The sequence below is a fragment of the Legionella quateirensis genome (genome assembly GCF_001467955.1).
Classification (GTDB): domain Bacteria; phylum Pseudomonadota; class Gammaproteobacteria; order Legionellales; family Legionellaceae; genus Legionella; species Legionella quateirensis.
In genome coordinates, this window is sequence record NZ_LNYR01000031.1 from 21,064 (window position 1) to 47,807 (window position 26,744).

The following is a 26,744-nucleotide window of genomic DNA, read 5'->3' on the forward strand; positions in this document are numbered from 1 at the left end:
TCACTCTCTGCTGTCATCATCGTCACTCTCCGCTGTCATGATCGTCACCCTCCGCGAAGGCGGAGGGTCCATTCTTTATCAATTTATTTGTGTCAAAACTACATTATTCGTGAGTTCCTCATTCCTCTTGATGCGATTTGATGTAATACCAGAATATAAGATTTTCATTTATATAAGTTGCAATATACTGATATGAAAATGTGTTTTGGATTTTCAGTATTGGATTTACCATTATGGACCCTCCGCCTACGCGGAGGGTGACGGGATATCGCGGAGGGTGACGGGATATCGCGGAGGGTGATGGGATATCGCGGAGGGTGATGGGATATCGCGGAGGGAGACGGGATATCGCGGAGGGTGACGGGATATCGCGGAGGGTGATGGGATATCGCGGAGGGTGACGGGATATCGCGGAGGGTGATGGGATATCGCGGAGGGTGACGGGAGATTGCGGAGGGTGACGGGAGATTGCGGAGGGTGACGGGAGATTGCGGAGGGTGTCGGGAGATTGCGGAGGGTGACGGGAGATTGCGGAGGGTGAGGAGAGATTGCGGAGGGTGACGGGAGATTGCAGCGAGTGGCGAGTATGACCTAATGAATCCGGGATCCCGCGACTTATTCGCGGGACGTTGAGAATTACTTATAAATTGCCATCAGATTCTGATTTTATGCTTCAATTTTTAATTTAAGATCGACAATGTTGGCGTGGATGTTAACAAATCCAGTGGTAAATGGAATCGAAGCGTTATTTGCCATTACTCTGTTTTGAATGGATGGATAGGACAATACATGGCCATAAATCAGTTCGACCGTAGTATTGGTGTTGACATGGTAGTCACCAATCAATCCAAGGAAATATTGTGTATCAGAAGGAAACACAATAGTTCTTAAGCTGTCATGCTCAGGTCCATCATCAATCATCCCCGCCAGAGTAATTCCTAATTTCTCAGAAAACTGGTTTCGAACTGCAGCAAGATAGGCATAAGATTTGCCGAAATGCATATCAAACACAAAGTTACTGAATGGAGGTGGAGCCGCAGTATTAAAAATACGGGCATATTGATTCACATTCCATTCACTTTGAAATACCTGAAGGTTAACAAGCCAGGTTGGATTGAAAATATGAACATAGCTTGCAATCGTAGTTGCTGGCATATTGAAACTCAATGACAGATTATTACTGTAATTGGAACCTAGAACACTATAACCCGTCGTTTTTTGTACAATTCTTGAATAATAAGTCAAACCAAGGAAGTTGGTTTGATTGATGATGTAAGTCGCTCCGAGGTTATAGCCTAAACCAAAACTGTGCGTTTTATTGACCAGGTTGGAATAAGTAAACTGGCCTGTAGGAAAAGCCCAGTTTATTTCATTATTTAGCAGAAAGTTGAAATTTAAACCGCCGCCAAACTGAAGGTTTTGATTAAAGGCGTACGACATTTTGGGACTAACATCGACATCGGTAAGGTAGTTTTGTGTCACTGCATATTTAGTAAAAGTATCGTTGCCCCAATCCAGATTTGAATTGAATGGTTCAGTTACATCCAGAGCAAAAACAGTTTTATCATTGAATCGTTTGGCAATGCGCCCATAGGGCAATAAAGTGTAGGTTCGTGAATGGCCAACACCAGTGTCGTATTGAAAGGTATTAAAATTGAGTGCGCTGCCTTTAAATGTTAAATCACCATAGAAGCCGGTTCCACCAACAATAAAACTTTCTTTTTTAACTTTAAATAATTCGGAGGGATTATTATAGCTGATACCTGCAAAATACTGTATTACGTTTGCATGTGCACTAAAGGCTAAAATACATAAAACTCCTGTAGATAATTTCCGCATGATTTTCCTATCATCAGAGCAGCATGCTGTTTACAGGATGCTGCTTGTTTAATGTCTTAATTAGTTGTGCTGGGAGTAGTAGTCGTTCCTGAACCTGGATTTTGCTGATTGGAACCGTTATTAATTGAAGACGATGGAGTTCCTGAATTAGCCGGTGTAGTTGGTGTAGTAGTATTTCCAGGAGTGGTAGTACCCGAATTGGTGTTTGTCGGGGTTGTGTTCGTATTGGTCGGGTTAACCTCTGTGCCAGTATTCGCCGGTGGTGTGCCCGTATCCACATTATTGGGAGTGGTTGATGTGCTGGTTGGATTAGTGGTCGTATTCGCATCGTTTGATTGTGGCATGGTCACTGATGTTCTGGGAGTAGCAATCATTTGAGTGATACCCAGATCACCTGACATTTTTCGACCTATGGTTAAATTCACAATCAGTAATTGCGTCACTTTTTCTTTATTATTTTGATAGACTACTTGCAAAGGCAGGGTTATTTTCCACTCATTTGCAGTCGCTTCAGTCACTTGAGCCTGACCATCCAGTTGACTGCTGACAGTCAAATTTTGCAATTTAATGGCTTCGATATTACCTGATTTTTGTAAGGCGGAGTTAAATCCTTGCCATCCTTGATCAGTAAAGCATGCTTGCAGTTTTTGAAGTTGAGCATCCAGAGACGCTGGTTCAAAATCAAAGGCCTGAGTAGCCGCTTTTTCGGACCAGGTTAAGACCAGAGCTTGATCTATAGTTTTGGTATCAGCAGAAATTTTATAGTCGCAATTGATTGGTTGGGAAACTGGTTGCTGCTCAACAGGAACCTGTTGTGTTGTCTGGGGCTCTACATTTTGAGTCGGTTGTTGTGTCGTCGTTTGCACAGGCTGGGTTGCTTGAGGCTGACTGGTTTGATTTTGTTGAGCGTTTTGAGCGGGTTGCTGATTGGTGGTTTGAACCTGCTGTGCTGGTTGGTTGCTTTGATTCGTCTGATTGGTCTGGTTAGTTGGTGTATTTTGATTCGCAGCAGGCGTTTGGTTTGTTGTCACAGCGCTATTGGTTGCGCCTGGAGTTTGTGCCTGCACAGCTTGTTGGGTTGCTTCTGCATGTACTTGAGTACATATAAGTGTACATAAAGCACCCCACAGCATCGTTTTCTTCATGAATTATACTCCTTAATTAGTATCTAACAATTCTGCGATAATAAGAGCTGCTAGTCTAGCAGTTTTTTGTTCTTGATCCAGTGGTGGAGAAAGTTCAGCAATATCAAGACTGATGACTTTTCCGCTTTGCATAATATATTTAAGCAAAGGAAGTATTTGCCAGGGGGTGAGTCCCAGGGTTTGAGGCGCACTTACGCCTGGTGCATAACACTCAGCAAGGACATCAAGACAAATAGTCAGATAGATGTGATCCAGATTAAGCATAAAATCATCAAGGAACGCAATTTGCCAGGCCTGGCTTTGTTCGTTAAGTTCTTCAGCAGTGAGATAATTGACATTTAATTCTTTGGCACGGCTGAAGAGTGACGGCGTATTTCCAAATTTTTGAATTCCTATACAACAGTATTCAAAGGGTAGTTTATTGGTTTTACAGTGTTCTGCAATTTGAGAAAACGGGGTGCCAGAATTACCGGGTTGACCTGCTTGATAGGGACGAAGATCAAAATGGGCATCAAAGTTGATTATACCTATTTTAGAATAATGACGAGACAAGCCCTGAAAATGGGCCCAGGCAATTTCATGTCCTCCACCAAAAGCAATTGTTTTATGCCCTTGTTGAACACAACGGTGTATTAATTCGGCGAATTGCGTTTGAGCCGACTCCAGATCATCATCGACACAGGTAATGTTGCCAAGATCAATAAAGTGATGATCATAGGGACAGGGTAACTTCGCCAGGTGTTGTTTGAGTTGATCTGGACCCAATTGAGCTCCTGGTCTGCCGAGATTTCTTTTGATACCAGCATCACTGGCAAAGCCGAGAAAAATGGTTTTTTTATCCTCAGTGATCAGTTCGTTTTCATCATTTAAAAATTGAATTTTTTGAAAAAAACGCTCTTCATTTACTGTATCTTTTCTTCCTTGCCAAAGAGAGGGATTGGCTCTTTGATAATTGGGTAGATATTCAAACATCTACTTCTCCTATGTATTAAATTTATGCCATGTTAGTTCAATGTCTGGTATTATCTGCGCATATCGTCGAATAGTGAATGAGGAAAGCGTGTTTATTATTACTGGTGGAGGAAGTGGAATAGGAAGGGCTTTAGCTTTGAATTTGGCTGAACGCGGTAAATCAGTATTGATAATAGGCCGACGTGAGTCTTTATTGCAGGAAACTGCTGCCGCGTTTACTTCGATTAAATATTTATGCGCCGATGTATCCACCAGTGAAGGCCGAGAGTTGATAAGAGACTATCTGAATAATATACCTCAAATAAGCGCTTTGGTTAACAATGCCGGATCATTGGAACCACTTGTTTCTATCCAGGATATCCCCTTGACCGACTGGCATCAGACTCTTGCTACAAATCTCGATGCTCCTCTTTTTTTACCACAACTGTTAGCTGATAAATTACAGCATGGTCGAGTGTTAAACATTGGTTCTGGAGCAGCATATTTTCCCATAAAAGGATGGGCAGCATATTGTGTTTCCAAAGCTGCACTGGCAATGCTGACTCGATGCTGGCAGCTGGAATCCGGTGCAGTATCGTTTGCTAGTGTAATGCCTGGTATTATTGATACCGAAATGCAGGCAATTGCCAGAAATGGCTCCAATATGGATCCTGAACAAGTTGATTTTTATAAACGTTTAAAACAGCACAACAGGTTAATCTCTCCGGATACAGTCGCGGAATTTTTATCCTGGCTCTTGCTGGAAATTGATGAAGAAACCTATGTTTCTAAAGAATGGGATATCTATGAATCATCACATCATGCGTCCTGGCTTAAACCACCACATCAAGTTCTTCATTGGGATTTCTAATGTTTGCCTGCGATAAATTATTAGTGAATGCGACGACTATCACGGCACAAGGGTTACCATTGCAGAACCAGGCGATTGCTATTCAGAACGGCCGGATAAAATGGTGCGGTTTCATGGGGGATCTGCCAAGCGAATTTATCGAGCGAGCAGGACAGCAAGAGGATTGTTCAGGTAAATTGATCACTCCCGGCTTGATTGACTGTCATACTCATCTTGTTTATGCGGGTAACAGAGCTTCCGAGTTTCGAATGAAGCTGGAAGGGGTGAGTTATGCCGAGATTGCCAAATCGGGTGGTGGAATCCTTTCTACGGTAAAGCATACTCGGGCTGCTTCTGAAGAGGAACTGATTCAACAATCCTTACCCAGAATACTTGCGTTGCGAAATGAAGGTGTGACTACGGTTGAAATCAAGTCGGGATATGGTCTGGACTTGGTTAATGAGATGAAAATGCTTCAAGTTGCCAGACGTCTTGGCGAGCTAAGCGGATTAAGAGTGAAGACCACTTTTTTAGGTGCACATGCCATAGGTCCGGAATATAAAGGAAACAGTCAGGCTTATGTTGATTATCTCTGTCAGGACATGTTGCCATCAATCACCGAAATGGGATTGGTTGATGCTGTAGATGTTTTTTGTGAGTCTATTGCTTTTTCAGTAGCGCAAACGGAACAGATATTTGCAGCTGCGCGTGCATTGAATCTACCGATTAAATGTCATGCAGAACAATTATCCAACCTTGGGGCAAGTGTATTGGCCGCTAATTCAGGAGCGTTATCCTGTGATCATCTTGAATTTCTGGATGAAGCAGGGGCTGCTGCCATGGCAAAATCAGATACGGTAGCCGTGTTGCTTCCGGGAGCGTTCTATTTTTTACGTGAAAAGAGAACGCCTCCTGTTGAGTTATTGCGACAGGCAGGAGTTCGAATGGCCATTGCAACGGACTCAAATCCAGGCTCATCGCCCACTACTTCGTTATTGTTAATGATGAGCATGGCCTGTCAGTTTTTTGGAATGTCCATTCCTGAGGTATTGTCTGCAGTAACTGCTCAAGCGTCAAAAGCTTTAGGTTTGGAACAGGAAACGGGACTCATTGAACAGGGTAAGGCAGCAGATTTGGTATTATGGTCTATAACTGATAGTGCGTCTCTTTGTTATTATTTCGCTTACCCATTGTCACACAAGACGATGATAGCGGGTGAGTGGTTATCCAATACAAATAGTGATCAGGAGTTAAATAATGATTAATCGAATGAATCGGGTACTTAAAACGGGTCTGATTTTAGGTCTGATATTAAATTCATTGCTGGCCTATTCCATCACTCCTGTAGTGATTAAACAGGAAACCGCGCAATACATTCTTGATATTAAATATCCTCAGGGTTTTAAATCTCCCTCAGTTAATGCATCGATAAAAGAGTTTATCGCAAAGACGCAAAACAGTTTTATGGGTGAGTTATCAGAAGATGCATCCACTCCTGCTGATGCCCCTGGTAAAACAGGGCTTAATATTACTTATTCAGTCCCTTATAAAACACCAACGGCCTTAAGTGTTCGCTTTGATATATCCATTTTTCATAAAGGCGCGGCACATCCTTCAAACACGGTTGTGGTGAAAAATTTTGTCAATGGAAAAAACGTTAATCTGGCTGATTTATTTGTAGCAGGATCTGATTATTTGACGCCTATTGCTGCTTTTGCTAAAAAGAACATTACCGAAAAAAATATTTCAGATGACAATTGGATTAATGACGGTACCAAGCCTACTGCTAAAAATTACTCAGTCTGGTATTTTACCCCTAAAGGTATCGCCATAATTTTTAATAGTTATCAGGTTGCCGCATATGTCTATGGCGAACAAACCGTGAAGATTCCGTTGTCTTTAATCTCCAGGTTTGTCACATCTGAAATTGCAAAATCAGTGTGGGGTAATTAATGTCTGATACCCCCTTTATAGCCGCGAATCAACAGGTACCAGAATTAACGTTGAGAGTCATCCTCTTGGCAATAGTACTTACCGTATTATTAGCGATGTCTAATGCTTATCTTGCACTCAAATTAGGTATTTTAACGTCGGCATCTATTCCTGCGGCTATTATTTCTATGGGGATTTTGCGCTTATTTAAAAACTCCAGCATTCTTGAGAATAATGCGGTGCAAACCGCTGCTTCTGCCGGAGAGGCAGTTGCAGGCGGTATTGTTTATACAATTCCTGCCTTGATTATTATTGGATTTTGGAACCATTTTGATTATCTCACCAATTTCTTTATTGCCGCTTGCGGTGGCATATTGGGCGTTTTATTTTCAATTCCATTGCGCCGAATTTTGGTAAATGACCAATCTTTGAAATTTCCTGAGGGGCGCGCAATTGCTGAAGTTTTGAAATCTTCTGCTGAGAAGGCTGGTATAAAGGACATTTTTATTGGTGGCGCTATAGGTGGTTTTATTGAGTTGCTGCAAATTGGATTCAAATTGGTAGCCAATAGTTGGGGTTACTGGTTTGTTGTAAAAAGGTCTTTGTTTGGTCTGGGTGCTGGTTTTTCAGCAACAATGATAGGCGCTGGATATCTTGTCGGACATGATATGGCCATCAGTATTTTTCTTGGGGCTGTCATATCCTGGTTGGTCGCCTTACCTATAGTCAGTCAGTTTTACCCTGATTTTATTACTCAATATCCTCCCGAACAGGCGACGACCTTATTATGGAATAGCGAAATGCGCTATTTGGGGATTGGTGCCATGTTGTTCGCTGGAATGTGGACGTTTATTAAATTAATAAAACCATTAACCAAAAGCATTAAAGGATCCTTAAGCGCTTTTATCTCAAAAAACAATGCCGATAAGGATATTTTGCGAACAGATAAAGATATACCGCTACCTTTTATCTTTATGGGTGTAGGAACCATAGCAGCCATTCTGTTTTTATTTTTCCAGTTTATCTTTCCTTTAGGTCAAGTAGGACTGGATAACACTTACTCTCCGACCCTAGTGTTCTTTGGTGTGGTTTATGTTTTGGTTATTGGATTTCTTTTTTCTGTTATTACTGCCTATTTTTCCGGCATGGTTGGAGTAACAGCAAGCCCAGGCAGCTCTGTGGTTATTTCCGGGATGCTGTTTGCTGCATGGTTACTATTAACCGCGATTGATCATTTATTGCCTCTTCCTTTAAGTGCTCATCAAATACAGGCTGCAGAAGCGATTACTATTATTATTGGTTCGGTGGTGACGGGTATCGCCGCAATTGCCAACGACAATACTCAGGATTTGAAAGTAGGGCAATTAGTCGGAGCAACCCCTTGGCGTCAACAAGTCATGTTATTGCTGGGAGTGATCGTTTCTGCTTTAGTGATTCCTCCTGTAATGCAATTATTATTCAATGTGTATGGAATCGCTGGAGTTATGCCTCATCCTGGTATGGATGTCACTCAGACTTTGCCTGCTCCAACGGCCGCATTGATGGCAGCAATTACCGAAGCTGTTTTTAGAAATTCATTGCCCTGGAACATGATGTTTTTTGGTTCTTTAATTATTTTACTCGCTATAGTCTTGAATCGTATTTTTAATTTAAAACGTATTCTGAATTTATCAATCCTTGGTATAGCTATTGGAATGTATTTGCCTTTGTCTTCATCTTTTCCTTTATTTATAGGCGGGATGATTGCTTTATTTGTGCAAAAACGGTTACAGAAAATGAAGACAGGTCCAGAAGAAGCGATAACCCGAAAACAAAAAGGTACTTTAATCGCCTGCGGTTTGGTTGCTGGTTCTGCAATAATGGATGTAGTGCTCGCTATACCCTTTTCTATTTTCCATAGTCCTGATGCTTTGCAGTTGGTAGGGCCAGAATGGAAGGAAAAAGGTGTCTATCTAGGGGTATTTACTACCTTCGTTCTGGCTTGGTGGATCAGTCACAGAGTTTGCAAACATAAAATCTGAGGTTAGAGTATTCTTCTTTCCATAATGTATAAATAAAAAACAACTGGATTTGATTTGTGCCAATAGAGTATAATGGGTCACTATTTAATTAATAAGACCGTTTTATGACCATTAGCTGTGTTGCTCCTGATCTCTATAATGATTTATTGTTTACAGTCCGCTACGTTCCCAAGGTAATTAAACATACAGTACAGTATGGGCTTCTTGGTGCTATTTTAGGGTTCGGAACAGCATTTGCCTGTAAAAACTCAATTGTTCAATTTGCTCAGGAGAAACATGATGCTGTTGATCTTGTAGACGGCTATGTTCCTGATGCCGAGGAATTTCTTCATTTTTCCCGTAATCGACACGTTAACAGAATTACCCCTGCAATTTCGGAATTTATTCCCATCTATTCTTCAATTATTGGAGCAGGAGCGGGCGCTCTATTTGCTCTAAGTAAAGTATCTTCGGATTTTTCTGTACAATTGAAGCAAGATAGGGAAGATCGTCGACTCGATGTACTAATTTAACACAATACTCTTTTCTGGATTAGGTGACATCGACTAATAAATAAGGATAATATCGAGTAAAACACGTTTAGGGATAATTCAATAGTGTACTATCAAGATCGGCACATAGTCTGGTTTAAAAAAACCATCATTATTTTTTGGACTCTTTGGTGGATTTTGACATTTTGGACTGATTTTATTGGTATGTTTGCTCATTTGCAGTTGATTAAAGAAAGTTGGGCTCCCGATGCTAATTATCCATTTCTGGTCGAATCTTTAAAAATGTATCAGGTACCCGCTTTGGTTCCACAGCTGTGTTTTGCCGGGATCATGATATGGTCATTCATTTCCTCACTCGCGTTTATCTGGACCTGTCTTGCTATGAATCAGGAAACCGAGCGATGGATGAAAAGAGCGGATACAGCCTTTATTATTTCACTCAGTTTTTGGTTAGCGATGTTTTTAGCAGATCAATTGATTATGAAATTTGATTTGGAAGAAAACCATATGGTACAAGGAGGGTTTCAATTATTAACCTATCTGGCACTCTATATTCTTCCAACAGGTACTAATGACAGTTGATTTATCCTGTTAACTATTCACCTTCATTGATAGAGACACTTGAAGAGGTAGTTATAAAGAGTCAGTAAATAGTCTAAATCGATATTATTACATCCATTAAGCGCAATTGTTTGACAATATGTTCTACCCCTTCTAGATTTATAATAACGTCAAAAGGGATTTATTGTATGAAATTGTGTATTTGTATCATTTTATTGTGCAGTACAGTTATTGTTTACAGTGCTCCAATAAATGTTGGCGTCATGGGGTTTGCTCCTCCTTTTTCTACTTCGACCGATGGTGGTAAAAGTTTTTACGGGTTTCATATAGATTTAATGAATGAACTTTGTAAGCGTAGTAAGCTCAAATGCGCCTATAAAGCGACAAAATTAGCGGATCAGATTAAATCACTCAATCAAGGTACTATTGATTTAGTGTTCTCGGCTATTCCAATAGAAAAAACCAGCACAGTAGATTTTATATATAGCTTGCCTTATATAAACAGTGATGCTCAATTTGTAACTTTAAAAAATAATGATACGATTAATAGCTTAAAGGATATTAAGAATCTGACTATAGGTGTTTTAACGAGTACCTTATATTATTCTTTTATTAATTCCCAATTTAGTTCGAAAGACGTAATCAAACAATTCTCAACCATGCCTGATTTAATTTCTGCACTGGTAAACAAGAATGTCGACGTTATTATTTTAAATAACAATGTGGCTCGATTTATAACTCTTAATGATATGCGTAAATTTAAGTTAGTAGGCTCTCCCATACCTTTAGGAAATGGTTATGGTGTATTAGCACTTAAAAAGAATAAGAAATTGATCAATAAAATTAATTCAGCTTTATTACAAATGGAGTCTGATGGCTCTTATCTTGCCATTTATAACAATTATTTCAATCATGAGTGAAATAAAATAGCGATTAACCCTCCAGTACAATTGATTAGTCTTCGATATCAATCTTGTAGATTAATATAAAAAGAATTAATCTTGGTTCCTGCAAATATACTAAGGATGGATATGAAAATTATGGTGATAGGCGGTACCGGATTAATCGGTTCAGCGGTAGTTGAAGAATTAAAACCTCGTCATGAGGTTATATGCGTCGGTCATTCCAGTGGCGATTACACCGTAAATATAGAAGATCCTAAAACGATAAAAACACTGTATCAAAAAGTTGGTCGAGTAGATGCTGTAGTCCTGACTACGGGACGAGTAACTTTTCTTGGTTTATCCCAAATGACTACCAGCGATTTTAATGTGGGATTAAACAGTAAGCTGATGGGGCAGGTTAATTGCGTCTTATTGGGTTTGGACTATTTGAATGATGCGGGGTCTTTTACACTGACCAGTGGTATTTTAAATCACGATCCTATTGCTGCAGGTGCTTCTGCTGCAATGGTTAATGGCGGCATTGATGGATTTGTTACAGCTGCAGCCATCGAAATGCCCAGAGGAATTCGGATTAATGCGGTAAGTCCAACCGTAGTAACCGAAGCAATGGATGTCTATGGTTCTTATTTTCGCGGATACGAGCCTGTTCCAGTTGAACGTGTAGCTCGTGCGTTCAGTAAAAGTGTGGAAGGATTACAGACTGGAACAATATATCATGCTCGATAATTTCGGGCATACATCGTGATTGGGTAGAACTCTGTCAGGTAATCATGAACGGATCATTGTCTGGGTCTGTATTAAGGGTATATTCTGCTTTTCTAGCGATATCATTGCGGACTGATTCACCAAACAATCGTGAAATAACATAGAGACTCATGTCAATGCCAGCTGAAATTCCTGATGAGGTAATGATTTTGCCATCCTCTACCCAGCGTGCTTTTTTTATCCATTGAACCTGTTTACTTTGTTGCGTCACCCACTCAAAAGCCAGTTTGTTTGTTGTTGCCTTATGTCCATCAAGTATACCGGCTTTAGCAAGTAATGCGGCTCCTGTACAGACAGATAAGATAATTTCAGCTTTGACACAGCGATTTTGAAGCCAATGAATTAATGGTTCATTATAAATTTCTGTTCGTGTTCCCATGCCGCCTGGAACGAGCAGAAGATCCAAATGAGGAGCTTCGTGCCAGCTGTAGTCAGAGAGGACTGATTGCCCTTGTGCTGATTTTATCAATCCCTTTTGCTCGGAAATCAATATACAGTTCAGGTAATTGGGGATCATTCCGAACATTTCCAGCGGCCCAAATACATCGAGTGTTTCAAAATTGGGAAACAGTACTATTCCCAGGTTTTTAACTGAAGTTTTATGTGGATTCATAAGCTAATCCTGATTTTTATAAAGATGTTTTGGGCATTCAATTTATTGAATACCAAACCAACCCCCTGTATCACCGCCTCCCCAACAAGCACTGTTTTTACAATTCGGTATTTTATCGGCACAAAGTTGTGTAAAGGTCTCAGAGGCACTGATATCCTTACCCTTATAGCCATCAGGTTGGCAAATACGTTCTACATAGTGTCCCTTAACTCGAATTTGACCCATTACTGATATGGTTGCAGAAACAGAGTACACACCTGGGTTATGCGAATAACAGGCTACATAGCAACCAGGCGGTTCAAAATAACTGTTGTCCGTCGGTAACAGTACCTGAGTGGCTCCAGGGTATGGGTGATTAATTACTTGAGTATCTTTAAGAATATACACAGGAAAGGGTGAAGGTAACAGAGTAAAATTGGGATCTAAAATTGTTCCTGTAGTTCCCAGGGCAAAAGTTTGGAGGCACAATACAATTCCTGAGAGATACCAAACGGTTTTGTTCATAATAATTATCCAGATGGGTCCGCTTAGTTGATTATAGCCTAAGGATGGTACAACGTAGATCACAGTTCGTTTGGTTTTATATGAGTCTTGCTTTACATCGGCTGCGCTGGTTCATTTTTTGGATGATACCATTTCTTTCCTTCAATCAACCGAGCGATCATCATACTGCTTACGCTATTACCTGTTACATTGAGCATGGTTGCGAGGGGGTCAATGATGATGCTGATGGCTGCGATTGCTATTAAAACTGAGGGAGGAAAACCGTAAACATTCAGGATCAATAATTCCCCAAGCATTCCTCCACTTGGAATTGCTCCCATGACAGTACCAACCAACAGGGATACACCTAACGCAGTGAGAATAACCGGTAATTCGGAAAAATTTAATTGAAATACCCCAAACAGAAAAGCAATTTTAAAAATCCCACCAATCACTGAGCCGTCTTTATGAATAATGGTTCCAAGTGGTATTGCAGTTTCATAAATTTCAGGAGCAACGCTCATTTGTTTTGTAGCTGCTAAATTCGCTGGAATACTTGCCGCACTACTGCAGGTCGCAATTGCAGTAATCATGGGAAGGAAGATATTGCTCCAGAATAATTTGATCCCGTAACTTTTCCCGGCTAAATAGGCATACCAGGTGAAGAACACTAAAAAATAAAGCAGGCCAGAAGCATAATACAATACGGTGATACGAATGTAGCTGTCCAGCAATTGTGTTCCCAATTCACTTACCAATACAGCGAAATAAGCAAAAAATCCGATAGGGGCGTAATACATGATTAGCCCAAAAACCTTCATGAATATTTCTTCACCTGATTGTAAAAAAGTTCTAAATGCTGCTCCATTTTCCTTAGAGCCAGCGACTGCGAGACCAACCAGAATCGAGAAGACGACTAAAGCAAGAATGTGCTCATGTGATAATAATTTGGAAAAATCAGACACGGTGAATATATTGGAAATTTGGCTGGAAAAACTGATCGTATTCATCTGTTTTGGCATAACCAATTGCAACGATACTCCTTCAGCAGGAGGGAATAATTGTACGGTGATCATTGCGTACATTGCTGCCATTAGTCCCGTAAAAAGAAATACTACTGTCATATAAAACATTATTGACCCAAGTGTTCCTATGGAACCGGCGCGAGCAATTGCAGATGAGACACTGAAGAAGATCAATGGAACTATTGCGGTAAAAATCAAATTAAGAAAAATATCGCCAAACGGTTTTAACCACAGAGCATCGCCATGATCAAGAAATGATCCTGTTAAACCACCCATCACGATTGATATGACTAAAATAATGGGGAAGGTATACGATTTTAAGGTTTTGTACTGTGTTATCACTCGCCAGAGCTTCCTTTCGTTTGAAGAGAACTAGTCCAACGTTTCACTGAATCGGAGCCACTCAGGACAGAATCAGTGAGTCGTTGTACTAGGCATTACTCAAATATTTCTTGAGCAATGCATGTCTTATGTGATTATAAAGTTTCAATCCTGATTTTATGCTGTAATAGTTTGTCTTTGGCTATTTGAGCCTGAGAAAGTTTTTCCTGTTCCTTGGCAATAATTTCTGCAGGAGCTTTATCAGTGAATTTGGGATTATTTAATTTGCCTTGTGCAAGATTAATATCTTTATCCAGTTTGGCTACTTCTTTCGCCAGACGAACTAATTCAGCTTCTTTATCAATTAAATTGGCCATTGGAATGAGTAATTCGATTTCACCCAAAACAGCTGTTGCTGAAACCGGGATTTTTTCATCAGCAGCCAGATAATGTATATCAGTCACTTTGCTGAGTGCCTTAAGTGTTTGCTGATATTTTTCAACGCGTTTTTTTAATGTGGGCGTTATATTACGAATCGATAACGGGATTAATTTAGCAGGTGAAATAGACATCTCACTACGAATGGTACGGATGGCTTGAATCGCTGATTTGAGCCAATCCAGTTCTTCCTCAATGGTATCATTGATAAATTGTTCATCGACCTGAGGATAGCTGCTTAGCATAATGCTATTGCCATTTTCATTAGTAAATTTGGTAGTTCTATGCCAAATTTCTTCTGTTATAAAAGGCATTAAAGGATGGAGTAATTTTAATATCTGATCCAGCACATGGATTAGGGTTCTGCGAGTGCCTCTTTTCATAGCGCTCAGTGCATTTTCATCCTGTAATACAGGTTTGGATAATTCCAGATACCAGTCACAATACTCATGCCATACGAATTCATAAAGAGTATTTGCTAATAAATCAAATCTATAGGTTTCAAAATAATGATGTACTTTGTCTATAGTTCGTTGCAAACGTGACAGTATCCATTGATCGGCAGGGCTGTATTGGAACGCGCCATCCCCAAAATCAATTTGTTCTTCATCGGTATTAAGTAACACATAGCGGGCTGCATTCCATAATTTATTACAGAAGTTTCGATATCCCTCAACACGTCCTATGTCAAAACGTACGTTACGGCCGGTTGATGCAAGCGAGCAATAGGTGAAACGTAATGCATCGGTACCGTAAGCGTTAATGCCTTCAGGAAATTCCTTGCGGGTTGCTTTAATAATTTTGTCACGAACAGAGGTGAGCATGAGATTGGAAGTTCGTTTTGCAACAAGTGATTCAATATCTATTCCATCGATTATATCCAGAGGATCAAGAACGTTTCCTTTGGATTTGGACATCTTGTGTCCTTCACTGTCTCGAATTAAACCTGTAATAAAGATGTCTTTAAAGGGAATTTTTCCTGTAAATTTCAAGCCCATCATGATCATGCGGGCTACCCAGAAAAATATAATATCAAATCCTGTAACCAGTACTGAGGTCGGATAGAACTGATCCAGTTCAGGAGTACGTTCAGGCCAACCCAGTGTTGAAAATGGCCATAGTGCGGATGAAAACCAGGTATCCAGAACATCTTCATCCTGCTTTAGTGGTGTGGCATCATCAATTTTATATTTAAAACGAACGTCATTTTCACTGTAACCCACATAAATATTACCATGGTTATCATACCAGGCTGGAATTCTGTGTCCCCACCACAATTGGCGGCTGATACACCAGTCTTCGATATTATCCATCCATTGATAATAGGTTTTAGTCCAGGTCTCAGGTATAAAACGGATCTCTCCCTTTTTAACTGCGGCTATGGCCGGCTCAGCTAATGGTTTGGTTTTTACATACCATTGGTCTGTTAATAAAGGTTCGATAACTACATTGGATTTTTCGCCACGTGGTACTTTTAATTGATGCGGTTCAGTTTTAATCAGTGCTCCAGTTTGTTCCAAATCCTTAATGATTTGCTCACGGGCAACAAATCGGTCCATACCCTGATATTTTAATGGCGCATTTTTATTAATTGTTGCTTTCTTGGTTAAGATATTGATTAACGGTAATTGATGCCGTTTGCCAACTTCATGATCATTAAAATCATGTGCTGGTGTTATTTTGACGCAGCCACTGCCAAATTCCATGTCCACATAGTCATCGGCTATAATGGGGATAGTTCTATCGCAAAGTGGCAGATGAACCTGTTTGCCAATCAGATGTTTGAATCGTGGATCTTCCGGGTGGACTGCCACTGCAGAGTCACCAAGAAGGGTCTCTGGCCGTGTGGTCGCGACTACTACAAACTCATCGGAATCAACCACTGGATAGCGAATATGCCAAAGTGATCCTTCTTCCTCTTCAGAAAGTACTTCAAGATCAGAAACAGCAGTACCGAGTTTGGGATCCCAGTTGACCAGACGAGTACCACGGTAGATCAATCCTTCATCATGGAGTTGAACAAATACTTTTTGAACAGCTGCCGACAGGCCTTCATCCATAGTGAACCGTTCGCGGCTCCAATCCACTGATGCCCCAATACGTCTCATTTGCTGGGTAATGGTGTTTCCTGATTCATTTTTCCATTTCCACACGTACTCAAGAAATTGCTCGCGAGTGAGATCTTTTCTGGAGATACCTTGTGCTTCTAATTGACGCTCAACGACGAGTTGAGTAGAAATACCGGCATGATCCGTTCCAGGTTGCCACAGAGTTTTGTCTCCAAGCATGCGATGATAGCGAGTTAAAGCATCCATGATGGTGTGTTGAAAACCATGTCCCATATGCAGACTACCTGTAACATTGGGAGGAGGGAGCATAATGCTGAATCGCTTTCCATCACCTCGGGGTTGAAAGTAATGGTGACTTTCCCATTTCTTGTAGGAAGCCTGTTCTATGGCTTCGGGGGAATAGGTTTTATCCATGTTTGAGCCTGTACTGGTAAAACAGAGAATATTATCACAGACTAAGGGATCATGGCCAATATTATGGCGGATATCATGAGGTTCATACGGGCTGTTTACTGTGGATCAGTGCCATCTGAATTGACAGCTTTATTGTAGGATAGTGATCTAGGGGCTGTTGATATTTCCAATTTCGACGTCCCGCGATTTGTTCGCGGGATCCAGTTCAATTTTGATGAATACATTATGTTTGTTAATGATACTCGATCTCTGGATCCCGCGAACGAGTCCTGAGAGATGGTCACAAAATTTAAATGTAAGATCATGTTTTTAAATAACAAATGCTAAAGTACCTACGTACCGCGCTTTATGCGCGGTATCCAGAGATGCTTAATCAATGCATCAAACTCAAATTAAAATGTGACATGGCACTGGATACCGCGCATAAAGCGCGGTACGTAGGCGGTTTTGGCCTTGAGGATCTCTCAGGAACCAGTCGCGGGACGTTGGATATAAATAGATGAATTGTCAACACACCCTAGTGTACATCCGCGGGTTCATCAGGTTTATGACGATGATCTTCGGCAATATAGGTATACATGGTTGGAACCACAAACAGAGTAAAGCAGGTTCCAATTAACAAGCCAGTTGCAATAACCAGACCTATATCAAATCGACTGACGGCACCTGCTCCTGTTGCAATAAGCAGAGGTACAACGCCGAAAACCATTGCTGCGGTTGTCATTAATATCGGTCTTAATCTGATTGCAGCTGCTTCCTCTACAGCGGCACGTCTATCAAGATTTTTTTCTCGTTGCAGATGATTCGCAAAGTCAACAATCAAAATACCATGCTTACTGATAAGGCCTATTAAGGTAATCAATCCAACCTGAGTATAAATATTAATGCTTGCCAGACCTAAATTCAGGGGAATTAATGCGCCACAGATGGACATGGGCACGCTGATTAATACGATTAAAGGATCTCTGAAGCTTTCATACTGAGCTGAAAGCACTAAAAAGATAATGACGATCGCAAACAGGAAGGCAAATACCAGAGCGCTTCCTTCCTGCATGAATTGTCTTGATTCACCACCGTAATCATAGGTAAATCCTTTAGGTAAGGTTTCATCAGCTGCTTTTTGTAAAAAGCTAAGCCCATCTCCCAAGGTTTTCCCTGGCATCATTACAGCCTGGATGGTGGCTGAGTTTAATTGTTGGAAGTGAGTTGCGGCATTAGGTTGCGTTTTTTCAACCGGGGTTACTACTGTTGAGAGTGGAACCATAACATCGTTTGATGTTTTAACGTAGATTTGTCCTAATTGTTCTGGCGTCAGGCGATATTTTCGATCAAGCTGGGGTATAACCTGATAACTACGGCCTTCCAGATTAAAATAGTTGATGTAGTTACCTGAAAGCGCACTGGTTAAACTGCTTCCTATCGCACGCATATCCAGCCCCATTTCTGAAGCTTTCGAACGATTTATTTGATACTCAACCTGAGGTTGATTGAATTTGAGTGAGTTATCAATATAGATAAACAGTCCGCTTTTTTTAGCACGTTGCGTTAATTTATTCGAAACATCATATAAACTCTGGAAGTCATTTGTAGTTTTTATAACAAATTGTACTGCTGGGCCGCCACCACCACCAGGAAGAGGAGGAGGTACTATCGCAAAAGCATTTAAACCCGCAATGCTTGATAATTTATTCTGAAGAGGTTGTTTCAAGTCAAATTGGTTGGTTGATCTTTGATCCCATGGTTTCAGCACCATTCCCGAAATCGGTTGCGCCATGTTAACCGTAAAGTAATTTTCTGTTTCGGGAAAGCTTTTATAGATTTCATCAAAAGGTTTGGTAAATGCCTCTATGTAATTAAGTGTTGCAGATTGAGGCGCTACTGCCATGACGAAGAAGAATCCTTGATCTTCATCGGGAGCTGTTTCAGCAGCAGTGTTATTATATAAATAAGGCAGCATCAAGAGAACAGCCGCAGCAAAAACAAGCATAATAGATCGTGTATCTAATAAATGATGTAATGCATTCTGGTACTTCATTTTCAGTTTATTAAATAACTCATCCAGGAAGTGTACAAATTTTCCACTGCTTATTTCTTTAGTTAATACTTTAGAGCACATCATAGGAGATAGGGTTAAGGCAATAATTCCAGAGATGATAACGGAACAGGCTAAAGTAAAAGCAAACTCTTTAAACAGAGCACCTGTCAATCCTCCCATAAATCCTATCGGGGCATATACAGCTGCTAGTGTAATCGTCATCGCGATCACTGGAGTTGCAATTTCTCTGGCCCCTATAATGGCTGCCTCGTAAGGGGTTTTTCCCTCTTCAATATGTCTATGGACGTTCTCTACAACGACAATAGCGTCATCAACCACCAGACCAATAGCCAGAACGAAGGCTAGCAAGGTAAGCAGATTAACGCTATACCCCAGCATGAGCATGAGAGTACATACCCCAACCAGAGAAAGCGGTATGGTGACTACCGGAATCAGCACAGAACGAATGGATCCAAGGAATAAAAAGATAACAATAATAACGATTACCCCAGCTTCGATAATGGTATGCATCACCTCACTGATTGACGCTCGAATAAAGGCAGTCGCATCATAAACTATTGTACCTGTTAATGATGGTGGGAATTCTTTTACGATAGAGGGCATCAGTTTTCTGGCATCGCTAATCACTGTCAGCGGGTTTGCTGTTGGGGTTGGGGTAATTGAGATAAATACCGCTTTTTTACCGTTAAAGGTTACTGAACTGTCATAATTTTGAGAGCCTAAAGTAATTTTAGCAATATCTCGAAGTCTTACTATGGAGCCTTTGGAGCTTCTTACGATGAGTTTACTGAACTCTTCTGCGTTGTTCAGATCGGTTTTCGCGGTCATATTAATTGCAACGTATTCACTTTTAGTGTTGCCCGCTGCGGTGAGGAAATTGTTACTGGCCAGTACAGATGCCACATCGGCTGGAGTAACGTTTAGAGCCGCCATTTTAATCGGATTCATGAAGATACGCATGGAGTAGGTCGCTCCGCCCAAAATATCCGCCTTGGCCACCCCATCAACAGTTTGTAACTGAGGTTGTACTACACGAGTTGCATAGTCTGTAATTTGTTGAGGCGTCATTTCCTTACTGTCCAGACTGATGTACATCAAGGCAGTAGATGAATCCGATTTTTTAAGAATCACGGGCTGTTGTGCTTCTTTGGGTAACTGATTTAGTGTTTGCTGGACTTTACTCATTACGTCTGTAAAAGCGATTTGGGGATCAAAATTCAGTTTTATGGTGAGGGTGATGGTACTCAGACCTTGATCACTGGTTGATGTCATGTAGTCTATGCCTTCAGCGCTTGCTACAGAACTTTCCAGGGGTGAAGTAATAAAACCGGCAATCAACTCTGCGTCAGCGCCGGGATAGGCGGTAATAATGGTGATTACCGTATTATCCATACGTGGGTATTGACGAATCTGCATTTTATTAATGGAGTTAATACCAAATAGAAAAATCAGCATACTTACTACTATCGAAAGCACCGGGCGCTTGATATATAAATCTGTAAATTTCATAAGTTATCCTGCAAAAAAACCAGCAATTATTAAACTAAAGAGCTCAAATTATTGAGCTCTGCACTTGAAACAGGAGAAATCTCAGGATTTCTATTATTGTCCCATGCTATCTGGATTACTGATATCAGTCAGTTGGACGCTGTTATTGATAACAACAGGTGTTCCATTTTGTAATTTTAGATCTCCAGTACTGACAACCAGTTGTCCGGCCTTTATTCCCTTTTTAACTACTGTATAATTACCTTGTTGTTCCCCGGTAACCACAAATACACGATTCACCACCAGTTGATCCGAACCATCCTTGTTTTTCTTGCCTTCTGTATTTTTTTCAATGGTGTAGATGGAGTTTCCATACAGACTGTACGATATGGCTGTGGAGGGAACAATTACTGTATTAGGTTCCGCCGGTTGTGGAATTTCAATGGAAGAAAACATGCCAGGAATAAATACATATTCACTTATTTTATTTTGACGGTTGACTTCACTGTTACAGGAAATGACGAGTTTGCTTCCCCTGACTTCCTTACGAGTTTTAATAAGGGATGATTTTGTTGGGTCTTTGATTGCCAGGGAAGGGCAATTGGGTAATGTTGCCTGAATAAGAACGTTATGTGTGTTCAAATCAATTTTAGAGTTAACAGCGGATATAGTCCCTTCAAAAAGTGCATTGGGGAATTCTTCAACTGAAAAAGAAATGGTTTGATTTAACTGGACTCGTTTATAGAGTTGTTCTGGTATATAGAATTCCAGGTAAAGAGGATCCAATGATTGGAGTGAAACAATGGAAGTTTGTCCCGGGGAGACGTACTGACCTAGATTCACCTGACGAATTCCAAGGCGGCCGGAAAAAGGGGCAGTGATGTGTTTCTGATTTATTTGTGCCTGCATTTGCTCTACTTTAGCCTGCGCTTGTTGAAGATTCGCTTTTGCTTCATCAACATTTGAACTGGGAGTAGCGCCACGTTTAAACAAATCCGTTTGTCTTTTGTAATTCAGTTCTTTAAGAGTTAATTCAGATTGGTTAAATTTAAGCAAGGCTTGATCAATGCTGTCATCAATTGTAATTAATGGCGCATCTTTATTGACAAATTGACCTGATTCAAAGTCAATTTTAACTACATTTCCTGATGCTTCAGAATTGACATCAACTCCATTAATCGCAACGAAATTACCAATGGCACTGATGGTTGGTAACCAATCCACTGATTCAGCAACTGCGGAAGAAACGGTTACGGCAGGAGGTTCGTAACTGGCAAAAAATTGCTTAATCATCATGGCTTTAATTAGATTAAAGGCAATGATCCCACCGAAAACAACCAATAAGGTAATTCCCATGATCGTCATACGTTTTTTCATTGTCTTCCCCTGCAGATATTCGGTAAATTTTTGAATTTGTCAAATATAACATAAAGATATACTTAATCATCTTATTGTTTCGATTTGTTTCAATTTTTATTTATTTCATGGATATAAAAATAACCTATTGACTAAATTGAATACTTTGTTACTATGCGGCTTCCATCTTAATAAGGGGGTAAACCATGAAGTTGAAGTCGTTATTGTTTCTAGTTTGTTTTAGCTTATTTACCAATGTTTTTGCAGCAAATATTCACCTTAATCCAAATGCTGACAGCAAAGACAAACAATCCATTCAAAAAGGCGTAACTTATCCTGGGTACTGTCAAATTGAAATCATTAACCAAAGTTATACTGACGTTAATGTATTCGGAACTTTTGATGATGGTTCTACTGTAGATTTTAATATTTATCGTTATGAGTCACCTCATTATATTAGCTTATTCTATAATTTCTACTGTCATAGTGGCATGTACATTACTATTACTTCACCGTTTTACACCATCTACTCCGGTTGGACTAATGTCAACAGTACAATTCGTGTAGTTCCTTATTTGAAACAAGCAAAAGCCGAATTATCAACCCGATAAATCACAAAAAAAAGGTTCATCACTGATGAACCTTTTTTATTTCTGAGGAGTTTTTTATGAGATACCTCGTCTCAAGTCTTTTAGTCCTGCCTTTACTGAGTTCCTGCACTGTAATTGAAGAGCAATATTATGACCGTGGATATTATGTTCCAGCTCCACGAGTTGAAGTAAGACCTGTAAATCCAAATCGACACTATCATGCTAACCCGGTATATCGACCTGCTCGAACCGGCGGAGTTTATCATGGTCACCCTGTAACCAATGGTAATACGGTATTGATTGCCCCACGACCTCGTTCAGCTCAGGTTGAAGTACAACAAAATGTACATGGTCATGCTGGGAACTCCGGAACAGTTCATGGTCACGCTGGAAATTCAGGAACTGTCCATGGACATACGGGTAATTCCGGAGTTGTTCACGGCCATGCTCCAACTGATGATAATGTTGTGTTGCAGCATTCTCAAAATAACGGCGTTTCAAATCAAGCCAAAAGTAATCCTTCTGGGATGGTTAACCGCGGTAATGCCCAGGAACATCCAAAAAACTCTGAGGTTCAGGCTAAATCCCATGGACATGCTTAAGGGGTGTTGTCAATTCTGATTTCGATTTCCCTTGACTTGATTCTGGTCGAGCCACATTTTTGATAGGTTATCCTCGCGAAAGCGGGGATCCAATCCCACAAAGGAGCGTTCTACGTCCTGTCTATAGAAATTAATCAAGGTGATTACCCCTTCGTATCTGGATAAATTTTGTGGTACTCTAATAACGTTTTTTCTTTAAGGAGCCTTTATGATTGACTCACTGAAGATGTTACTGGTGGGATCTATATCCATGATCATTATTGCCTGTGCTGCCTCTCCTCAAGCTGAAAGCACTGGAGAATACCTTGACAGCACAACGACGACTACAAAAGTTAAAGCAAGTTTGGTTGATCAATTAGGAACAGATGGATTTGCTGTTAAAGTTAAGACGTATAAAGATCAGGTACAGCTTAGTGGTTTTGTAGATTCACCGCGAATAAAACAAAGAGCTGCAACTATTGCTGCTGGAGTAGGTGGTGTTAAAAGCGTTCGAAACGACATTATTGTTAAATCACGATAGTTATCATCCAGGCTAAGGAATTTCTCATGTTTGATGAAAGTTATACTATAGAACATTTTGATGATGCGCTTTTTCAGGCTATTGCGAATGAAAAGCGTCGTCAGGAAGAACATATTGAACTCATCGCCTCTGAAAATTATGTGAGTCCCAGGGTATTGCAGGCTCAAGGTTCTGTACTTACAAACAAATACGCAGAAGGTTATCCAGGGAAACGTTATTATGGCGGATGCGAGTATGTTGATATCGCTGAAGATCTGGCTATAGCAAGAGCAAAAAAATTATTTGGCGCTCATTATGTTAATGTTCAGCCGCACTCAGGCTCTCAGGCTAATGCTTCAGTAATGATGGCTTTGTTATCACCTGGGGATGTTTTTATGGGAATGGCACTGCCTCATGGTGGTCATCTTACTCATGGTTCGAAAGTGAATTTCTCCGGTAAATTATACCAGGCCGTAGAATATGGTGTTGATGTGAACACGGGTTTAATTGATTATGATGTTTTAGAAAGTCTGGCCGTGCAACATAAACCCAAACTAATCATCGCCGGTTTTTCCGCTTACTCGAGAACTCTGGATTGGGCACGATTCAGAGCAATTGCTGATAAAGTAGGTGCATATTTAATGGCCGATATGGCACACGTCGCCGGTTTGGTTGCGGTTGGTCTTTACCCATCTCCTTTACCTTATGCTGATGTGGTTACAACTACTACTCACAAAACCTTAAGAGGTCCTCGAGGTGGTTTAATACTGTGTAAAGAAAATGAAGAAATTGAAAAAAAATTAAATTCTGCAGTGTTTCCGGGTATGCAGGGTGGGCCATTAATGCATGTTATTGCAGCGAAGGCAGTCGCTTTTGCTGAAGCATTACTACCAGAGTTTAAAGCCTATCAACAACAGGTTCTGAACAATGCCAGAACGATGTGCGACGTGTTAAAAAGTCGAGGATATACTATTGTTTCCGGAGGTACCGATAATCATTTATTGCTGGTTGATTTGATTAATAAGAATATTACAGGTAAGGAAGCGGATGCTGCTTTAGGTAAAGCCAATATCACGGTTAACAAGAATTCGGTACCTAATGATCCCCGTTCGCCCTTTGTAACCAGTGGGTTACGATTGGGAACTCCTGCAGCAACTACACGAGGATTTAAAGAAAAGGAAATTACTCTTCTATCCAATTGGGTGGCCGATATCCTGGATAATGTGAATGATGAGACGATCAACGCACGAGTAAAAACACAAGTTTTGCTTTTGTGCCGTGAATTTCCGGTTTATGGTTAATCATGTACTGTCCTTTTTGTCATGCTGAAGAAACCAAAGTTGTTGACTCTCGCTTAGTTGCTGATGGCGCACAGGTGCGCAGGAGGCGACAATGTCTGCTCTGTCATGAACGTTTTACAACTTTTGAGACTGCTGAATTGATTATGCCCTTAATAATCAAGCGTGATGGAAGACGAGAGCCTTTTAATATCGATAACTTACGTTCAGGCATGCTTCGCGCTTTGGAAAAGCGACCGGTAAGTGTGGATAGTCTGGAAGAAGCAATCATTTCTATTACTCAGGAGATTCGCCGTAGAGGTGAACGTGAAGTGGATTCACAACTTATTGGTGAACTGGTTATGAATGAGCTATTCAGACTGGATCATGTCGCGTATGTGCGATTCGCATCAGTTTATAAACGGTTCAAAGATGTGAGTGATTTTAGACAGACTATAGATCAGATGAAAAACGACAAAGAGTAACTTTTATTACTTCTCGATTATTGCAGTACAGTCATCCTGAATGCAGAGAACGATCTCGTTATGCAGGAGCAATACTGCAATCAGGAGACCGTTCTCTGCGTTCAGGATGACACTAATTCGGTATTTATTGAGAAGTTACGGGCTTTAGCCCTAATCTATTCTAAATTAAGAGGTACGAGTGGAAAAACAATCTATAAGTGGTAAAAGGAAAGCACGCAAATTAGCATTACAGGCATTGTATCAATGGTTAATGTCAGGTTCTGATCTTCATGAAATTGAAGCGCAGTTCCGGGTTATTAATAATATGGATAAAGTAGATGTGGAATATTTCGCACGGTTACTTCATGGAGTTCCGGCCCATGTAGAGGCTTTGGAAGCAAGTTTCTCTCCATTTCTTGACAGAGATGTGAGTGGATTGAATCCTATAGAATTAACCGTCTTACGTATTGGTTCATTTGAGCTTTTTCATTGTCCCGAAATTCCTTATAAGGTAGTCCTTGATGAATCCATTTCGCTGACTAAAGAATTTGGATCGCAGGATGGACATCGTTATGTCAACGGTGTATTGAATAATTTGGCAAAGCAGGTACGTGCCGTAGAAATCAATCTTGGCAATGAATGAATTTTCTCTAATTGATTATTATTTTAAGTCCTTCCCTGTCCGGCATAAAGAGGTGATGTACGGCATAGGTGATGACGCAGCCTGTTTGCATCTGCCTCAGGGATTCGATTTATTAGTCAGTACAGATACTTTGGTGTCAGGCGTTCATTTTCTGCCCGAATGGGATCCTTATGACATTGCCTGTAAAGCGGTGATGGTCAATGTAAGTGATATGGCTGCGATGGCAGCCGAACCAGGTTATGTGACTTTGGCATTAACACTTCCTGAACTACAACAACCCTGGCTTGAGGGCTTTTCAAAAGGATTAAGGGACTCACTGGATCGTTTTAATATTGATTTAATTGGGGGTGATACGACCCATGGTCCTTTATCGATTACATTGACTATAATGGGTCTTGCACCGCATAAAAAATCAATCAGACGTTCCGGTGCAAAGTCAGGGGATGTTATTTTGGTTTCTGGTCTTCTGGGTGCGGCTGCCCTGGCCGTTAAATCACTTGATGATCAGAATATACCAGCCAATGAAAAAGCCGAGTTAATGCATCAATTATTGCATCCTAATCCTCGGGTTGATTTGATCACTCTGCTTCGCCAATATGCAACATCTGCTATAGATATTTCAGATGGATTAAGTGCTGATTTGAATCATCTGTGTATTGCCAGTGGAGTTGGCGCCTGTTTAAATGAAAGAGATATACCTGTTCATCCACTGGTAAGTAAATATTTGAGGGAACAGGCTGTTGACTTGGCCTTAATGGGGGGCGATGATTATGAATTATGTTTTACAGTTAATGCTTCGCACCTGGAGCAATTAAAACACGAGTTGAATGTATTAAATTTAGAGTGTTATCCGATTGGAGTTATAGAAGAGCTCCCTGGTTTAAGGATTAAAACCTCAAATGATCAGTTGGAAGAATTAAAACCAGTTGGTTATTCTCATTTTTAA

General features: G+C 40.5%; 24 protein-coding genes. 15 read left to right on the plus strand and 9 right to left on the minus strand.

The genetic code is table 11. The features are described from left to right. Positions 1-666: 666 nt before the first annotated feature. From Lqua_RS09775 to hutG, 3 genes are read right to left on the minus strand one after another with little or no spacing between them, the layout of a single operon-like run. Positions 667-1,839, minus strand: a complete 1,173-nt coding sequence (locus Lqua_RS09775; protein WP_058474097.1) for an OmpP1/FadL family transporter — start codon at positions 1,837-1,839, stop codon at positions 667-669. A gap of 56 nt (positions 1,840-1,895) precedes the next feature. Then, positions 1,896-2,984 (minus strand): DotI/IcmL family type IV secretion protein, encoded by a 1,089-nt coding sequence (locus Lqua_RS09780; protein ID WP_065240166.1) that lies wholly within the window; start codon positions 2,982-2,984, stop codon positions 1,896-1,898. 12 nt (positions 2,985-2,996) lie between these two features. Then, entirely contained in the window at positions 2,997-3,956 is a 960-nt protein-coding gene (gene hutG / locus Lqua_RS09785; RefSeq protein ID WP_058474098.1) for a formimidoylglutamase, read from the minus strand. 40 nt (positions 3,957-3,996) lie between these two features. Here hutG and Lqua_RS09790 point away from each other — a divergent pair, with 40 nt between their 5' ends. From Lqua_RS09790 to Lqua_RS09825, 8 genes are all read left to right on the plus strand, one after another. Continuing rightward, positions 3,997-4,806, plus strand: a complete 810-nt coding sequence (locus Lqua_RS09790; RefSeq protein ID WP_115148768.1) for an SDR family NAD(P)-dependent oxidoreductase — start codon at positions 3,997-3,999, stop codon at positions 4,804-4,806. Further along, entirely contained in the window at positions 4,806-6,050 is a 1,245-nt protein-coding gene (gene hutI, locus Lqua_RS09795) for an imidazolonepropionase (protein WP_058474100.1), read from the plus strand. The genes Lqua_RS09790 and hutI overlap by 1 nt, the downstream gene beginning before the upstream one ends. Then, positions 6,043-6,738 (plus strand): DUF3298 and DUF4163 domain-containing protein, encoded by a 696-nt coding sequence (locus Lqua_RS09800; RefSeq protein ID WP_083501304.1) that lies wholly within the window; start codon positions 6,043-6,045, stop codon positions 6,736-6,738. The genes hutI and Lqua_RS09800 overlap by 8 nt, the downstream gene beginning before the upstream one ends. Next, on the plus strand, positions 6,738-8,738 hold the full coding sequence (locus tag Lqua_RS09805) for an OPT family oligopeptide transporter (RefSeq protein ID WP_058474101.1): 2,001 nt from the start codon (positions 6,738-6,740) through the stop codon (positions 8,736-8,738). Before Lqua_RS09800 ends, Lqua_RS09805 begins: the two co-directional genes overlap by 1 nt. 104 nt (positions 8,739-8,842) lie before the next feature. Then, on the plus strand, positions 8,843-9,250 hold the full coding sequence (locus Lqua_RS09810; RefSeq protein ID WP_058474102.1) for a hypothetical protein: 408 nt from the start codon (positions 8,843-8,845) through the stop codon (positions 9,248-9,250). An 84-nt stretch (positions 9,251-9,334) separates the two neighbouring features. Next, positions 9,335-9,811, plus strand: coding sequence for a hypothetical protein (locus tag Lqua_RS09815; protein WP_058474103.1), 477 nt, complete (start codon positions 9,335-9,337; stop codon positions 9,809-9,811). A gap of 167 nt (positions 9,812-9,978) precedes the next feature. After that, positions 9,979-10,710 (plus strand): transporter substrate-binding domain-containing protein, encoded by a 732-nt coding sequence (locus Lqua_RS09820; protein WP_058474104.1) that lies wholly within the window; start codon positions 9,979-9,981, stop codon positions 10,708-10,710. 111 nt (positions 10,711-10,821) lie between these two features. Further along, complete coding sequence (locus tag Lqua_RS09825; RefSeq protein WP_058474105.1) at positions 10,822-11,421, plus strand: short chain dehydrogenase; 600 nt, start codon at positions 10,822-10,824, stop codon at positions 11,419-11,421. 34 nt (positions 11,422-11,455) lie between these two features. Here the strand turns inward: Lqua_RS09825 and Lqua_RS09830 are convergent, their stop codons facing one another. The 6 genes from Lqua_RS09830 to Lqua_RS09855 all read right to left on the minus strand — a co-directional run bounded on the left by Lqua_RS09830 (position 11,456) and on the right by Lqua_RS09855 (position 21,744). Beyond that, positions 11,456-12,073: a DJ-1/PfpI family protein gene (locus tag Lqua_RS09830; RefSeq protein WP_058474106.1), complete on the minus strand. Its 618-nt coding sequence runs from the start codon at positions 12,071-12,073 to the stop codon at positions 11,456-11,458. A gap of 42 nt (positions 12,074-12,115) precedes the next feature. After that, on the minus strand, positions 12,116-12,577 hold the full coding sequence (locus Lqua_RS09835) for a hypothetical protein (protein WP_058474107.1): 462 nt from the start codon (positions 12,575-12,577) through the stop codon (positions 12,116-12,118). A gap of 92 nt (positions 12,578-12,669) precedes the next feature. Then, positions 12,670-13,923, minus strand: a complete 1,254-nt coding sequence (locus Lqua_RS09840) for a dicarboxylate/amino acid:cation symporter (protein ID WP_058474108.1) — start codon at positions 13,921-13,923, stop codon at positions 12,670-12,672. A 134-nt stretch (positions 13,924-14,057) separates the two neighbouring features. After that, positions 14,058-16,823: a valine--tRNA ligase gene (locus Lqua_RS09845; protein WP_058474109.1), complete on the minus strand. Its 2,766-nt coding sequence runs from the start codon at positions 16,821-16,823 to the stop codon at positions 14,058-14,060. Between the two features lie 517 nt (positions 16,824-17,340). Continuing rightward, a complete protein-coding gene (locus Lqua_RS09850) occupies positions 17,341-20,388 on the minus strand; it encodes an efflux RND transporter permease subunit (RefSeq protein WP_058474110.1) in 3,048 nt (1,015 codons plus the stop codon). Between the two features lie 93 nt (positions 20,389-20,481). Continuing rightward, the gene (locus tag Lqua_RS09855; protein ID WP_058474111.1) at positions 20,482-21,744 is read right to left on the minus strand and encodes an efflux RND transporter periplasmic adaptor subunit; all 1,263 of its coding nucleotides are present in this window, start codon (positions 21,742-21,744) and stop codon (positions 20,482-20,484) included. Positions 21,745-21,929: 185 nt separating this feature from the next. On the opposite strand from Lqua_RS09855, the gene Lqua_RS09860 reads away from it, so the two are divergent. From Lqua_RS09860 to thiL, 7 genes are all read left to right on the plus strand, one after another. Beyond that, a complete protein-coding gene (locus Lqua_RS09860; protein ID WP_058474112.1) occupies positions 21,930-22,334 on the plus strand; it encodes a hypothetical protein in 405 nt (134 codons plus the stop codon). A gap of 56 nt (positions 22,335-22,390) precedes the next feature. Continuing rightward, entirely contained in the window at positions 22,391-22,915 is a 525-nt protein-coding gene (locus tag Lqua_RS09865) for a hypothetical protein (RefSeq protein WP_058474113.1), read from the plus strand. Between the two features lie 208 nt (positions 22,916-23,123). Next, the gene (locus Lqua_RS09870; protein ID WP_058474114.1) at positions 23,124-23,435 is read left to right on the plus strand and encodes a BON domain-containing protein; all 312 of its coding nucleotides are present in this window, start codon (positions 23,124-23,126) and stop codon (positions 23,433-23,435) included. Positions 23,436-23,461: 26 nt separating this feature from the next. Continuing rightward, positions 23,462-24,715, plus strand: a complete 1,254-nt coding sequence (gene glyA / locus Lqua_RS09875) for a serine hydroxymethyltransferase (protein WP_058474115.1) — start codon at positions 23,462-23,464, stop codon at positions 24,713-24,715. 2 nt (positions 24,716-24,717) lie between these two features. Further along, entirely contained in the window at positions 24,718-25,176 is a 459-nt protein-coding gene (gene nrdR / locus Lqua_RS09880) for a transcriptional regulator NrdR (protein WP_058474116.1), read from the plus strand. A gap of 178 nt (positions 25,177-25,354) precedes the next feature. After that, positions 25,355-25,798 carry a transcription antitermination factor NusB gene (nusB, locus tag Lqua_RS09885; protein WP_058474117.1) on the plus strand — a complete coding sequence of 148 codons (444 nt, stop codon included), beginning with the start codon at positions 25,355-25,357 and terminating at the stop codon, positions 25,796-25,798. Further along, on the plus strand, positions 25,791-26,744 hold the full coding sequence (gene thiL / locus Lqua_RS09890) for a thiamine-phosphate kinase (RefSeq protein ID WP_058474118.1): 954 nt from the start codon (positions 25,791-25,793) through the stop codon (positions 26,742-26,744). The genes nusB and thiL overlap by 8 nt, the downstream gene beginning before the upstream one ends.